Source organism: Halococcus sp. AFM35 (assembly GCF_051195015.1).
GTDB lineage: Archaea > Halobacteriota > Halobacteria > Halobacteriales > Halococcaceae > Halococcus.
In genome coordinates this window covers 1-13,515 of record NZ_JBNTJU010000019.1, presented here as the reverse complement: position 1 = coordinate 13,515, position 13,515 = coordinate 1, and the positions used below count along the sequence as shown (strand labels likewise).

Genomic DNA, 13,515 nt, shown 5'->3' with positions numbered 1-13,515 from the left:
GGTGGGTTTTCGTCTCACAACGGGCTCAAATTGATGCTCGGCACGCCGTTCGAATCAAAAGGTGACCTACTCGATCTGCCACGAGAATCGACGAGCCGTCGGTGGAACCCAGACCGCTCGGCATGGACAGTGGATGCGGACGCTATCCAGGAGGTCAAAGAGCAACTACGAGAGGGTGGCTGGCGGTGGTCGACCTCGTTCACCTCCGCCATGAACGCCAATAGGCAAGTGCAAACGTGAAGGGACACACTTCGCGGCAGTCGAACCCAAAGGAACGACCAAGAAATGTTCTCGGTGCGGTGTCGCAACTAGCAAACCGTTCTGGGTACGGGAGCACTCGTGTTCAAGGTGCGGATACACGGCGGACCGGGACGCGAACGCTGCCGAGAACGTCCTGCAACGCGGCTTGTCTGCTATAGGTATGGGCTATGCCGAATCGACGCTCTCGGAGACTGCGACCGCTACGGGAACCGACGTTTCGCCGGTTCCTGCAAGTCGCATCATTGAACAGAGAAGTCCACCCTCAAGCGCTCGCCATGGTGCGTGGGCGAGAGGTAGGGTGGGGAGGAAGTCACCTGTTGCCAACCTAACCTCCTCGACGACTCGTCAATCGCAGAAGAAGCCCAACAGCAATCCCTCCAGTAAACTCGCCAGTAAACTTGTAAGGTGTCCAGTAAACTAGACGGTAAACTGTCTAGTAATACAGCGAGCCATATGTCTGACGCATCTTTAAGACCTCTCGCATTCCACCTATCAATATGACCAAAGCGTTCGTCTGGTGGTCAGAATCCGGAGGACCAGGGAAAACCACAAACACAATGCAAACCGCTGCCGCCATTGGTCGCGACGGCTACGATGTTCTTGCGCTTGACCTTGACCCACAACGCGGTGCACTCACTCACTACGCTGGTTATAACCACCTTGATCACGACACCGCCGATACCACCGTTGAACCGACCATCATGGATGTGTTCTTTGGAGACGTCGATATGCACGATATTATCGTCGACACTCCGCACTTCGATTTAGTTCCCGGACACGAAGACCTCGCGAACTTCGAATCCAGCTTGGATAACGCTGGGAAACGTGGCATGGATGAATATTGGGTTATCCGCGAACTGCTTGAAGACCTCAGCAGCGACTACGACGTATTCATCCTTGACGTCCAGGCAACACTGAACAAGCTCGTGGACAACGCCATCATCGCCGCCCGGAATATCATGGTCCCGATCGAACTCTCGCCAAAAGGAGATGCCTCCCAACAGGGACTTGAATCAACTGTCGAAGCAATGGACTCCGGATTTTCCAAGATGGGCGTTGATGTAGTGATCAAAGGCACCGTTCCCACTCGCGTCGGGAACGCAAAAATCTTCGAAGACTACCGCGACACCATGAGCGACCGCGGCGTTCCACTCAGCCCGTTTTCCATCCCGGAACACTCCCTACTCCGGTATACCTGGAGCAAGCAGATGGACCTGTTCTCATTCATCGAATCGCCGGAGACCCGCGAACTCCGATCTTATGAAGAACATGTCCCGCTCGCGTTCAAGGTCGTCGGCCGATGGATGACCGGTGACTATAGTTACGATGAAGCTGTTGCGCAGTGGGATGCAGTGAAAGACTCTGAGATGGGTGATGCAACACCCGAGAAATTGCTTGACAGCACGACGGAACAGGAGGTTGATGCCTAATGGGAAAATCCGACCGCTACGATATGGACGGTGCCGATGATGATTTCGACAGCAGCTCCCCCACAACACGAACACAGACCGAAACCAGTTCGCTCGACGGCTCACCGGATTCAACAGGATCGACCGAGGGTTCGGAGAAAATCCCACACCGTGTGCGGTATGATAGCCCAAAAGACGGACGAAAGGCGAAAACATTCTACCTAGATGCTGCCGAGGATCTGCAACGCCTCCGCGAACTGCATACCGTTGCAGAATCGAATTTTGATGAAAAAGTACACCGACTGGATGTGTATCTTGCTGCGTTCCGGTCGGACCTCAGCGATGAAAGCTTCCTCACAGAGATGCAGCGGATCGGCTACGGGTATTTCGATTGAATTCGGACGAAGTAACAGATCAATCAGCAGCAAGAATTGTGGCGCGACGCATCGGCTCGTGAACAGGCCTCTCCGGGGGTACAGAAGCGATTGGTGAAACTCATAGCCTCCCCGCCCCTGGCCGCTTCGAGAGGTTACGTCGCCGCTTTCACATGACGGTTCGTGAGAACCGGGACAGTCAGCCTCACCGACTGGGCCATCACATCTCCGTAGCTGAACTCTCCAACTCGGTGGGGCGATGTCCACTTCCGGCCGTCCATTTCGGAGCACGTACATCGAATCCTTCAGGAGATCGCCGCTGGCTACGGGTATCCTCGACCAAATCTCGGCGAGATTCTGTATCGCGAAGCCAAGCAGCCATCGCCGTCACGCTTACCTTGCTTGAGGAGATGAATGCCGAGCTGTGTCGCAATTTTCCATCTCAACTGAATACGAATGCTGCCGCCATGTTCGCCGGCGAGTTGCTCGAAAACTGCTGGCTCCAGCTGAGAGCCACATGAGCCAACCGGCTGTTTCGAACGCTTGATGACGTCAAAGCGTTCCTTAACGACTTCACCACAACTTAAATTGCCCGAGATATATCACTACCGCCGCTCATCTCTATCTGATTCCGAGCGATGGTGGCTCAGCCTTGTGTAACACTTAGTAGTTTTACACGCCTTCTATGTTACATAAGGTCATCACGATATGGCTGATGCGACCCCGCACGCCAGACAGGTTCGCACGACCGAATATTTCGAATAAGAAACGTTTGGTGAGAGTTGAGAATACCCACCACCATTTCCGGAGCAGGCATAAGCGGGATCAATGGATCCGAGTGATTGTCGAAAGTGCGTAGCAGCGGAAGGTGTGGTTCAGTGATGGAATACAACCCTCCGCTATTTCCGAAGCTATCGAGTGAAAAGTTGAGGCCCCTCCACCGGTTCCGGAGCTCTACAGAGAAGAGATCGATGCTTCGTCCAGTGGACGGTTGTGGTTTAGCTGACTCCGTAGGGCGCTGATGCCCCTCCCTTAACGAGCGCCGCAATTCGCCGAACGGCGGACGAGGCGCGAAGTAGGAAGGGAGCAGTCACTTAGAGGAAGATGCGACGACCCTCCACTGTTTCCGAAGCTTTTGATAACGACTGATTTCGCGAACCCTCACTCCACTGTTTCCGGAGCTATTCGCGAGAGAAGGAAGAGCCTGTGAGAGAGGCAGCTCGGATTGCCGTAACAATCCATTTTCTACATGAGTTTCTATCTTCCCAAACAAATATATTTTAATTCCTAGAATAGTGTTTGGCTCTAGTGCGGATACTGTTCACTCGTTACCGACTTAATTCTTTGGTTTATGATAGAGCTCTTTCAGAGATGACTCGCTCATGTTCGTCGTAGCTTCGGAAACAGTGGAGTGAGAGGGTCATATAAAGAAGAGTAGCTCCGGAACTGATGGTGTGGGTGTTGTTTATAAAACTCCGAGCTTCGGATGCTCCGGAAACTTAGGAAGCGGTGGGTTTATCATACCGACCTGTGTGGCCGTCTATCATGGGGATGTTCCAGCGGGATCGTCAGGTGTTCGCTAACGCCGAACCGCTTGACGACTCGTATGAGCCTGAGGATATCCGTAAACGAGACGAGGAACTTGAGAAATACCAACGAGCCCTCCAACCAATCATCGATAACCGTCCAACATCAAACATCTTCTTGTATGGGAAAACAGGGACAGGGAAGACCGTCGCGACGAAATTTATGCTATCGCATTTGGAGAACGATGCTGCCGAGTACGACGATGTTAACCTCTCGACGGTCTGGGTCAGTTGCGAGAATCTTTCTTCGTCCTACCAAGTCGCCGTCGCCCTTGTCAATGAACTTCGGGAAAGCCAAGACAAAGACTACATCAGCACCACGGGCTACTCCCAGCAACGGGTCTTCGACATTCTCTACGAGGCACTTGATGAGTTCGGTGGCACCGTCGTGATCGTTCTTGATGAGATCGACAATATTGGCCACTCCGACGACATTCTCTATGGACTTCCACGAGCACGGTCGAATGGCTATGTCGATAACGTCCGGCCGGTGATCGTGGGGATCAGTAACGACTTCCAGTTCCGCGACAACCTTTCACCGAAAGTTAAGGACACGCTCGCCGAAAAGGAGATTCTCTTTCCGCCCTACAACGCGACTCAACTCCGCTCAATTCTCGAACCGCGCGCCGAGAAAGCGTTCCGTGACGATGTCTTGTCTGGCGATGTCGTACCGCTTTGTGCGGCGTTTGCCGCCCAAGACACAGGATCGGCCCGCCAGGCGATCCGACTGCTTCGCGAGGCCGGTGAACTTGCGCAAGCCGCCGATTCCGAAATCGTGGCTGAAGAGCACGTCCGGGACGCTCAGGACGAGCTTGAAAAGAACCAGCTCTACGAAGGAATGCAGGAACTTACGACACAGGGTCATGCAGTGCTCTGTGCGCTCGCGTATTATCAGGCGCTTGATGAAATTCCCATCCGCTCTCGGGACCTCTATGAACGGTACGTGAAGATCTGTGACCAGCTTGACGCCGATAGTGTGAGCGAACGACGTGTTCGCGACCACCTTTCCGATATGAATATGCTCGGACTCATCAGCGTCTATGAACGGAATGAAGGACTCTCTGCTGGCCGGTATCACGAATACGAGCTTGACGTCCCGCTGAAAGCAGTTCTTGGGGTCCTTTTTTCGACAACCCGTTTTGAAGAGCTTGCGGATATCATCCAATCGACGGCCAATGACAACGATCTTCTCCAGTCTGACATCTCCGATTATTGAGGATGAGCTTCGGATTTCCAAGGCCAGAACGGCTCTCAGTTACTGGAAGCTTCGGAAACAGTGGAGGGTCTAAACCATCTACGCTCATCTGTAGGAGATTGTTGATAGCGTAGTCGCGCCTTGATGGCGAGCAGCGATCACTGGACAGAGGAGTTCAGACACCGGTTCCCGACTCGTCGGAGATTCAGCAAAACCGCAAGAGGGTTCTTCATCAACAATGTGCTACAAATGAGCGTTCTGAATATATGCTTGATCTCTCTGTTAGGACTAGACAAATTATTGAATAGAAGCTTCGGAAACGGTGGAGGGTCAGATGAATCACCCCGGGTCAAGCCCGAAGCATTCGCTTTCTTCGTTTGCTTCGGACGAATCACCTGGTCTCGCACTCAAAGACGAACTTCTACGAACTCACCCAGCGTGGCCGCCGGGAGGTTGAAGCCCGCTGAGAATGAGAAGACCAATACGTGGCTGTCGAAGCCTGATCGCCCTCAATTCCCCCTCGAAACCGAACCAGAATGCCTACTGAGAGTGATGAAATGGCGGAACCCACACCATGCCCGAACTGTGATTCGAGCGAGTCCAGCGAGCGCGAGACCGAACAGTACGTTCTCGAAGACGGAACTAAGCGTCGAATGACGTACTGTACCGCCTGCGTTCGCGAGAAAGATGATGGAACGATTCGCTATGCAGTCATCTCCGAGGAGTTCGTTCGGACGGAGATTGATCGACAAATGAACAACGAGTGATACTGAGACGTGAGGGGGCGGGCTGATCGAGAGTAGTGGCACGTTTGGTGAACGGCGAACAGCTTCATATAGCTGCACGCAATATTTGCTACCCCACCAGTTCATGGAGCCGTTCGTCTATGAATGCGTCAACTGCGGCCACCAGCTCAGCGGCGATGAGGGAGCGTCGCTGTCCTGTCCGGAATGTCGCCGGCTGATGAAACGCATTGATTCAGCGTGACTCGACAGCCGAACGATAGAATCCGCGAAAAGCTCCGATTGCGCGCGAGTGTGTTCCTCTCGTATCTTCACCTTGTCGCCAGAAGCACTTAAAGAGCGATGCGAAGTCGTTGTTTTGCCAGTCACGCTGAGGAACCAACACCGAGTTCCGGCAGACTTGGATCGCGATAGGGATTGCGACCGTACACCGCGTCGTGGAGGTCCTGCTCGTCGAGTTGGTCGGTGAGCGTCCGGCGAAGGCGGTTGAGGTTGGTCACGTCGAGATCGTGTTGTTCGCAGAGCGCGGTGAACTGCTCGTCGTCGGTGATCGAGTGGAACTGCTCGTAGAGGTCAGCGAGGCGTTCGGGTGGCTGGTCGGCGATCCACTCGTTGTCGTGGAGGCCAAGATGGTGTTCGCGCTCGCGGTCGACGACGTGGCGAATCACGACAAGCGCGACCTTGGGAATGGCGCGCTGGCTGCCGAAGGCGGTGAGATCAAGGTCAACCATGGTGCCGATAGCACGGTCGCGTTGCCACGGCGTCAGGCCGAGACTCCCACAGAGCGCATGGGTAAGACGAAGCTTTTCGAGGCGGTGAGCGCGTTGGCTGTAGCCTTCCATTGCGGGGTGGCGCTCTTCGTGAAGTCGGCGGATGCTGTCGCTGAGGTCGCCGTCGGGCGAGTCCGCGCGACCGATGCGTGTCGCGCTCGGAGTAACCAGCCCCCAGCGGCGGGTGGTTTCGTCGCGCTGGAGATCGGCACGCGAGATAGTACTATCACCGGGCTGGCGACTCAACTGACCGACTTCTTCCTCATCGGGTGGGACGGAAGTCGGGCGTGGAGCGGTTCCACCGTGGGGCATGGCTCAGACGGTAGTAGCCACTGCGAGTTGAAAGATGCGTCTGTGTAGAATTCTGTTTCATCTCGTTGCAGAACCCGGCGGCCCTCTCTCGTATCTTCACCTTGTCGCCAGAAGCACTTAAAGAACAATGCGAACGATCCGCTTGTCGGTCATGGCTCACACCGATACTGCGATGGAGTGGATATCTCGTTAGAGACTGTGGATCCGAGTGGGTGGTATCTCGACGCAGTAAATCCCTTTCCCAAAGGCCGCTCATGGGTGATACAGATTGATATACAGGCGGCTGAAACACTACGTATGGATGAAGAGCGGCGGATACCGCCGTTCGCCGAGGACACGCTTGAACTGTTGACCGACGCTGCGGGTGGGACCGGCGAGACACTCCCGAAAGACGAGGCCATCAACGTGATCACCGACGTTGAGGGCGTCAGCAAAGCGGGTGCTGAAGACGCGCTTGCACAGCTCGAAAGCCGCGGCTACATCTACTACGTCGAAGAGCAGATTCGCATCACGCCGCTCGACGAGTGACCAGCACCTCGGAATTGGCGAGGTTTCACTTTCGGTTCTTGGAAAGCCTCTATAATCGTCCGAGGGGTAGCCGAGTATCGAGGACAAAACGATCTGGACCTCAAAAGAGCCACACACGCTCTCTTTCCCTCTCAGTCATGATACAGACAGTCAGACGGATACTCTCGCGCACGACAGAGGAAGCGGTCGTCGAGTGCCGTGACTGCGGTGCGAACGTCGAGCCAGAGACGAATATCTGCCCGATCTGTGACTCAACCGAGATTGCATCCTACGAGATCGGTCCATGAACTGCGCGGCTACGTCGCCTTCATGCCATGCCACCCAAGCGGCGTGGAGTGAGGGTTGAACCGCGCCCAGAGAGGCTGGATTCACTCGGAATCCGGTGTGTCGCCAACGGCTATTTAGACATTGGCTCTCTGAGTGGCGAGTATGGCGATTCCGTTCGCTGCGACGTGGGGAACGCTGATCGAGCGCTGCGAGGACCTGCCCGAGGAGGCGACGCTGATCACGCCGCTGGCTTCGAAGCGATTCCGCATTACCGACGTCCAGGACCAACGCATCATTATCGAAGACGTCGATTCGGGTGACCCACAACCCCTCCAACGTGAGCAGTTCGAAGCGCTCGCCGAGCACACACGCGAGGCCGTCGATAGTTTCGAGCTCTCCCGGCTGCCGCCGAAAGCCGAACCGTACGCGGCGGTGCTTGCACTCCATCCGCGCTACGTGCTCGACGAGCGTGAGAGTACGCTCATCGAACTCGACGAAGCCGACGAAAGCGCCGTGCTGGACGATGCACCGCACCTCTCGATGAGCGCGGGTGCGGACGACGAGCAGGACAACTCCCGCGAAGAGCCGGATATCGACGTCTATGCGGATATGCTGCTGTTGCTCGACGCGCTCGAACGCGAGGACATGAGCGCTCTCGAAAGCGTCGAGACGCCCGTGCTGGTCAACCTCTACACCTTGTTATCGGATGTCCAGCGCAACGCCAACGACCTCCGCAAGGACGTGACTGACGTTCTCTTAGAGCGCGTCGGGCATGACCGGCCGCTGCATGGTCAGTACGGTTCGGTCCAGCGAACGACGCGGCGGAACCGCTCGCTCAAAGACGACGAGGAAGTGCTCGAAGCGTTCGACAATACGGGAATCAACCGCGAGCAACTGCTCGGCGTCGACCGGAGCAAGGTCAAGGAAGCGCTGGATGTTGTTCCAGTATCCGAGTCAGACGTGTATGATGTCTCCGAGAGTGAGTACGTGCGCAAAGCCGAAGTGGACGACGAGCGCAAGGAGACGCGCTTACAGGGACTCAAAGACCGCTTGGCAGTCAGCGACGATCCTGAGGCGGATGTCCTGCGTCAGGAAGTCGAGCGCTTAGAACAAGAGATCGAGGAGTTGACCGAGTTCTCGCCGGCGAGTTCGTTCGAGACGCAGACAGAAAGCGGCTGAAGCGGAGAGTTGTGTGGAATGCTGCGTTCGGTGGCGAACTTCGATTTTTGGATGTTGGCGGTTCGGCCTTGTGTAACGTCCGATAGCCTTGCGTGCCCTAACGTTACATAAAGGAATCTAGGAGAAGAGGGTCCGCCGACACCGCCGGCATCGTTGCCGACGTATCTCGCCGAAGGGCTGGCAAACAGAACATGCTTGTCGTATCATCCTCCGTGACGGCGGTTTCCCCCATTCTTGAAACCTCTTATTGGACCACTCTGGTGGAATTGAGCAGCGAGCCTCCAGGAACTAGAATTTTCGTCGACGCAGTTGAGATCGGGTTCTGGTCTATTTCGACCCAGTGAGATCGACGCCTACAACGGCTTCGACACCCAGTCGGGAGTATGAATCGTTGGTCTGGCACTGTTCGGGGGGTGAGGCCGTATGCATGACCGGTCGTACACGAACTGGATCGAGTACCCGCACGCCCGGCTCCGATTCGATCTGGAGAAAGAGCGCGGGACGCCGACGCGGTTTCTCGTCCAGCTCGAATATTGCGTCGACGGTGAGTGGCGGCCGGTCGCTCACTTCGACCACAACCCGGAGGGAACCTACGGCCATGACGTAACCGAGGAAGGGTTGCACATGGATGTCTACCGTGACGGCGAACAGGTGCGGACGAAGCGGAACTTTCCGCCCGTGCCTTTATCTGCCGCGCCGGACTACTGCGTATCGTACTTCAAGACCAACGCTGACCCGTTACTTCGGAGGTTCGAACAATGGCACAATCTCACGACGGATCGATAATCGACGACGACAATCTCGAAGCGTCGTTCCACCGCGACGATCTTCCAGAAGGAGAGGCACAGCTCGTCATCCGAGAGGATGACATAACGACCGTCATACAGGGCGACGCCGAGAAGGTCGAACGACGATTCAAACAGCAGCGCGCAGCCGATCTCGATATGACCGTCGAGGAGTACGAGGCAACCATCGAGGAGTATCCGATGCCTGACCCGCTTGACGATGAACTGATCGACGAGTAGCCGAGCGGGTCCGGCTCCCCACCTACCTGTGCGCCCAACCCCAACCCCGAGTTCGGGGACTCGTGTCGCAATTTAGGGGAGGATTTGCAAATTGGGCGCAGTTATGGGTGATAGTGCCCTCTTATGATGCAGGGCATGAGAGTCTACGAGCTGCTGGTTACGCTTACAAAACGATGTCCACAATCTCGGAGCTAACCCTAAACACATTCTGGACACTTGGTCCAAACCCTCCAGAATCGGCCTCGTTGAGGCTTTCGTTGATCGTCTGACCAGGATGTGGCTGATCAAAGTTTGATACACTTCGAATGCTCAAATATTGGTCAAGGTAGCCGTAGCGGGCAAGCGCGGTTGCTGTCCCGTAGTCTTCCTGCTCAGTCGTGGCATAACGGCCTACGTCGTATAGCTCGCTGCACATCCAGCTCGCCTGATTCGAGAACGTCGAGCCATGCCAATATTCATCACCACAGATTGTTGTACCCATGCCAACAAATGGCTCTCGGTTCGCTGTCTCCTCTTTGTAGAACTCCCGGTACTGCTTGGCACGCTTCGAATCGGTAAGGTTCGCCTGCTGTCCGATATAATACGCGATGGACGCGAGACCGTCATTCAGTTTGTAATATTTCTCAGATGATGGATCAAGTTTCATCGCTGCATAGGGATCGGCTGGTCCATCTTTTCGGGACCACCGATGCATCAAGTCCCAGTCAACAACCGCATTCGATATGAACACCGATCCGAGAGTTCCGACATCCGGTGGTGTACCGGCGATCCCTGCGGTGATGAAGAGCGTGTTATCAAGCTTTAGCTTTGGTGAGGAAAGTACGGACGTGACGGTTGTGGTAGCAGCTGATTTCCCGATGCCAGTAGGAGTGACAGCTAGCCCATTCTCGTTGTAATACAGCGGAGCATTTGTTCCGGGTATTTCGAGTTTCTTGTCAAGATCGTAGTTTTTGTACCACAGTTGGAACTCCCCCGCTGTATCACCCTTGATGTCACCAACCTCGAAGGCGGGAAGCACCACCACCTTCGGTGAAAACGGGCTCTCGGTAGAGGGTCCCCCCTTATTCGCTGCAACCTTTTCTGCTTCGAAGCCGGCCAGGACTCCTCCACCGATTGCGGTTCCGGCTGCTTTCAGAAAATTTCGCCTTATTAGTCTGTTACGCTTGCCAGCCATACTCATGCCCCACGACAACGTATCTTAAAGGCAGCGATAGCGGCGATAGATGATATCAAAATTTCATTCTCGCATTGCTGCGTAATCGACGCAAAGCCCGGTTGCACGTCAAGAAGAGCGCGATCCTGATTTTGCACATCGAAGTCGGGGTGTTCGGCCATTCGATGTGCAAAAACAGCAGTATACCGGCTGACTTCGTGTACGTGGCTCGATAGCAGTCAGACACTCGCACGCTAACCGCACGTAAACGGGCGGCCAGCAACCTGAGTAGAACACCTTTGCGGGGTGGATGTGCAAACTGCGGCCGGCTATGAGAATCGAGACCAGTGGCAAGTACGCATGCGGATCGACTCTCTGACGACGTCGGCCAGCTGCTCGATGTGAACATCCGGTTGAGGGGGGGGGGTCGATGGCGCATGCGAGTTCACGAGGGAGTCGCTGCCAGTGCTGGAGCGCGCCGCCGGGGTAGAGTACGAGGTTCGAAACTCCCGTAACCGTGCGTTGAGAGTGTTCGGCTAGAGGGGCCGCGACAGCGAGCGCGTCAGCGCTGCCGGCAGGCACTCTCTCTCCGGGTGGCGACCGGAGTATGGCTTCAGAGGACCCTGCCGCCGAAACTCATTGTTCCGGCGCGCTCGCCGCGAGAGTTCCATTCGATCGACTTCGTGGTGCGCGTGTAGAGAATGGAGGAGAGCAACCTTTAGGAAGTCCGGTGTGGTGAGTGTCAGTATGATACAGAGATTAGTACAGATCGATGATGATCCAGAGTCAGAAACTGAAGCGTTGGGATCGCTTCCACAACCGGGGACTCGATATGAGCCAGCGTGAATCGACAGCGTTGCCGTCGCGGTGTCTGAACTGCGGGTTTGAAGCGACTCCCAGTAGCGACGAGTGGAAGCATGTTGAGGCTCCGCCGCTCGGGACGATGACACAGTGTCCGGAGTGTGGGAGTACGGATGTCTTGAGTCGAGGATAGCCGGCGGTGTGTTTCTATCTGATATCCGTCCCGTACTGGGCCTGAACTCGATTGCATAGATTGCGGCACCCCTCTCGATTTGTTACTGAGTATCCATGGAGAGAAACCAGTAGGTGTCAGCAGCTACTCGATAGTGGCGAGAACGCGGATATCGGTCTCACTGTGATGCTCACGTTCGGTCCGCGCGCTGTGATCGCGGAGGAAGGCTTCGACGCGCTGGGCGAGGTCGGTGGGCTGTTGACAGTCGATGTGGACGATGAGCGTCGGGTGTTCGCGGTCGCTGTTGTCGATGACCAGCGAGAGTTCGTTGAACTCCTCGGAGTGTCGATAGTCGCTGAACTGCTCGGCAACGAGGTCGGCGAGATCGGCGAGTGAGCGGTCCGACGGTGAGCGGGTCACGATTCACCCAGAGATTGGCGAAGGCGAGGTCTTACAGCTGTCGGCTGAGAGGACGACTGACGCCACCTTCGAGTGGACGGTCTTCTCGTGGCCCTGTACAGTGTATCACCAATCGGTGTTCTGAAGAACTGACGACGGAGTATCTCGAAGCAAGCATGTTATGGGTATGTGTGACACACACAAGATTTATTGCAAACCCTCATGATTGCTCACTAGTGATGCGATCCATCGAATCCCATCGTGACGGGGGTCGTTCAGAGAACTCCGATCCATCACCGGACGTGGATACCACACGGCGTCGGTTCCTCGCAGCCGGAGCAGTGGGAATCGCCGGTCTGGGCACGTTTGGCAGCGCGAGTGCGGCTCCCAACACGCATACGCTCACCATTGACGGATCTGGTTCGCCAACCACGTACTCGTTCACTGTCGGCGACACCCTCGAAAAGAGCACGGCCGAGGGGGCAACCATCGATCGAAGCGACCAGGTCATTGAGCGGAGCGCTCATGGGGCGGTCAGTAACGGGAAAGATGCCTATACGTTCACTGGCGATCTCTACTCGTTCACCTTCGATGGATCGGACGGGATCAACGTCCTCCTTGATGGCGAACCAGCGCACGTCGGGAACCGTCCCGACCACACACTCGTCATCGATGGCGTCGGCACGACCACTCCCTACTCGTTTACGGTCGGCACGGGAACCGCCACCCAGAGCGACGCCTACGGTGCAAGCGTCAACGATAGTGATCACACCAACGAGTTCGGTACTTCCGGTGCGGTTCGGGCTGGGACGGACGCGTACGTGTATGACGGCTACCTGCAGTCGTTCGACTTCGATCGGTCCGGCGAGATCGCCGTCACCATCGACGGGAAGGCTGCCCACATCGGGAAGCGTCCCGACCGAACGCTGACGATTATCGGCGATGGCGAGTACACTTCCTACGAGTTCTCGGTGAGTGGTTCGATCCGAGGCGTGATTCAGATCGATGAGCACCAAGCCACGGTCGATAGCCCCTCCGTCTCCGGTGCTGTAGGCGATGATGGGCGCGATACGTACACCTACGATGGAGACCTCACGGCACTCACGTACCCGGACGATAACTCGCCCGAGATACGCAGTAACGACGACTTAGTCACCAGAAACAACTACTAAGTGGGTAGTCAATCCGCCGCGGAAATATCTCTCACTCAGAGCAATAGACGAGTCCCCAACTCCGACGAATCGATGTCGCGTGCGTCCGTCGATATACTCACGGACACAAATACGTGAAGAGATTCGGTGGTTCGATAGAATCGAGTGCAGCGAGAGCAGCGTCTCGAAG

The 13,515-nt window shown here is 55.8% G+C and carries 14 protein-coding genes; 11 read left to right on the top strand and 3 right to left on the bottom strand.

What is annotated here, in order from left to right; translation table 11 throughout:
- Positions 1-220: 220 nt before the first annotated feature.
- From ACQUQO_RS13535 to ACQUQO_RS13515, 5 genes are all read left to right on the top strand, one after another.
- Positions 221-682: a zinc ribbon domain-containing protein gene (locus ACQUQO_RS13535; protein ID WP_435078587.1), complete on the top strand. Its 462-nt coding sequence runs from the start codon at positions 221-223 to the stop codon at positions 680-682.
- Positions 683-758: 76 nt separating this feature from the next.
- Entirely contained in the window at positions 759-1,691 is a 933-nt protein-coding gene (locus tag ACQUQO_RS13530; protein ID WP_435078551.1) for a ParA family protein, read from the top strand.
- On the top strand, positions 1,691-2,065 hold the full coding sequence (locus ACQUQO_RS13525) for a hypothetical protein (RefSeq protein ID WP_435078550.1): 375 nt from the start codon (positions 1,691-1,693) through the stop codon (positions 2,063-2,065). The genes ACQUQO_RS13530 and ACQUQO_RS13525 overlap by 1 nt, the downstream gene beginning before the upstream one ends.
- A 1,524-nt stretch (positions 2,066-3,589) precedes the next feature.
- Positions 3,590-4,846 (top strand): orc1/cdc6 family replication initiation protein, encoded by a 1,257-nt coding sequence (locus ACQUQO_RS13520; protein WP_435078549.1) that lies wholly within the window; start codon positions 3,590-3,592, stop codon positions 4,844-4,846.
- Between the two features lie 536 nt (positions 4,847-5,382).
- A complete protein-coding gene (locus ACQUQO_RS13515; protein ID WP_435078548.1) occupies positions 5,383-5,592 on the top strand; it encodes a hypothetical protein in 210 nt (69 codons plus the stop codon).
- 341 nt (positions 5,593-5,933) lie between these two features.
- Here ACQUQO_RS13515 and ACQUQO_RS13510 read toward each other — a convergent pair whose 3' ends face one another.
- Positions 5,934-6,650: a DNA-directed RNA polymerase subunit epsilon gene (locus tag ACQUQO_RS13510; protein WP_435078547.1), complete on the bottom strand. Its 717-nt coding sequence runs from the start codon at positions 6,648-6,650 to the stop codon at positions 5,934-5,936.
- A 297-nt stretch (positions 6,651-6,947) separates the two neighbouring features.
- On the opposite strand from ACQUQO_RS13510, the gene ACQUQO_RS13505 reads away from it, so the two are divergent.
- The 5 genes from ACQUQO_RS13505 to ACQUQO_RS13485 all read left to right on the top strand — a co-directional run bounded on the left by ACQUQO_RS13505 (position 6,948) and on the right by ACQUQO_RS13485 (position 9,649).
- On the top strand, positions 6,948-7,178 hold the full coding sequence (locus ACQUQO_RS13505; RefSeq protein WP_435078546.1) for a hypothetical protein: 231 nt from the start codon (positions 6,948-6,950) through the stop codon (positions 7,176-7,178).
- A gap of 137 nt (positions 7,179-7,315) precedes the next feature.
- Positions 7,316-7,465 (top strand): hypothetical protein, encoded by a 150-nt coding sequence (locus tag ACQUQO_RS13500; RefSeq protein ID WP_435078545.1) that lies wholly within the window; start codon positions 7,316-7,318, stop codon positions 7,463-7,465.
- 142 nt (positions 7,466-7,607) lie between these two features.
- Positions 7,608-8,624 carry a hypothetical protein gene (locus ACQUQO_RS13495; RefSeq protein ID WP_435078544.1) on the top strand — a complete coding sequence of 339 codons (1,017 nt, stop codon included), beginning with the start codon at positions 7,608-7,610 and terminating at the stop codon, positions 8,622-8,624.
- A gap of 423 nt (positions 8,625-9,047) precedes the next feature.
- Positions 9,048-9,410 carry a DUF7718 family protein gene (locus tag ACQUQO_RS13490; protein WP_435078543.1) on the top strand — a complete coding sequence of 121 codons (363 nt, stop codon included), beginning with the start codon at positions 9,048-9,050 and terminating at the stop codon, positions 9,408-9,410.
- Entirely contained in the window at positions 9,383-9,649 is a 267-nt protein-coding gene (locus ACQUQO_RS13485) for a hypothetical protein (protein WP_435078542.1), read from the top strand. The genes ACQUQO_RS13490 and ACQUQO_RS13485 overlap by 28 nt, the downstream gene beginning before the upstream one ends.
- Positions 9,650-9,812: 163 nt before the next feature.
- Here ACQUQO_RS13485 and ACQUQO_RS13480 read toward each other — a convergent pair whose 3' ends face one another.
- Both ACQUQO_RS13480 and ACQUQO_RS13475 read right to left on the bottom strand, forming a co-directional pair.
- Positions 9,813-10,823 (bottom strand): phosphorylase, encoded by a 1,011-nt coding sequence (locus ACQUQO_RS13480; protein ID WP_435078541.1) that lies wholly within the window; start codon positions 10,821-10,823, stop codon positions 9,813-9,815.
- Between the two features lie 1,096 nt (positions 10,824-11,919).
- Positions 11,920-12,195 carry a hypothetical protein gene (locus ACQUQO_RS13475; RefSeq protein WP_435078540.1) on the bottom strand — a complete coding sequence of 92 codons (276 nt, stop codon included), beginning with the start codon at positions 12,193-12,195 and terminating at the stop codon, positions 11,920-11,922.
- A 218-nt stretch (positions 12,196-12,413) separates the two neighbouring features.
- Between ACQUQO_RS13475 and ACQUQO_RS13470 the strand changes: the two genes are divergently transcribed.
- Entirely contained in the window at positions 12,414-13,346 is a 933-nt protein-coding gene (locus ACQUQO_RS13470) for a pre-peptidase (protein ID WP_435078539.1), read from the top strand.
- Positions 13,347-13,515 lie beyond the last annotated feature (169 nt).

Bases quoted from the DNA above. Each gene is read 5' to 3' on its own strand.
- ACQUQO_RS13530 (WP_435078551.1), top strand. From the start codon at position 759: ATGACCAAAGCGTTCGTCTGGTGGTCAGAATCCGGAGGACCAGGGAAA.
- ACQUQO_RS13525 (WP_435078550.1), top strand. From the start codon at position 1,691: ATGGGAAAATCCGACCGCTACGATATGGACGGTGCCGATGATGATTTC.
- ACQUQO_RS13520 (WP_435078549.1), top strand. From the start codon at position 3,590: ATGGGGATGTTCCAGCGGGATCGTCAGGTGTTCGCTAACGCCGAACCG.
- ACQUQO_RS13515 (WP_435078548.1), top strand. From the start codon at position 5,383: ATGGCGGAACCCACACCATGCCCGAACTGTGATTCGAGCGAGTCCAGC.
- ACQUQO_RS13510 (WP_435078547.1), bottom strand. From the start codon at position 6,650: ATGCCCCACGGTGGAACCGCTCCACGCCCGACTTCCGTCCCACCCGAT.
- ACQUQO_RS13505 (WP_435078546.1), top strand. From the start codon at position 6,948: ATGGATGAAGAGCGGCGGATACCGCCGTTCGCCGAGGACACGCTTGAA.
- ACQUQO_RS13500 (WP_435078545.1), top strand. From the start codon at position 7,316: ATGATACAGACAGTCAGACGGATACTCTCGCGCACGACAGAGGAAGCG.
- ACQUQO_RS13495 (WP_435078544.1), top strand. From the start codon at position 7,608: ATGGCGATTCCGTTCGCTGCGACGTGGGGAACGCTGATCGAGCGCTGC.
- ACQUQO_RS13490 (WP_435078543.1), top strand. From the start codon at position 9,048: ATGCATGACCGGTCGTACACGAACTGGATCGAGTACCCGCACGCCCGG.
- ACQUQO_RS13485 (WP_435078542.1), top strand. From the start codon at position 9,383: ATGGCACAATCTCACGACGGATCGATAATCGACGACGACAATCTCGAA.
- ACQUQO_RS13480 (WP_435078541.1), bottom strand. From the start codon at position 10,823: ATGGCTGGCAAGCGTAACAGACTAATAAGGCGAAATTTTCTGAAAGCA.
- ACQUQO_RS13470 (WP_435078539.1), top strand. From the start codon at position 12,414: ATGCGATCCATCGAATCCCATCGTGACGGGGGTCGTTCAGAGAACTCC.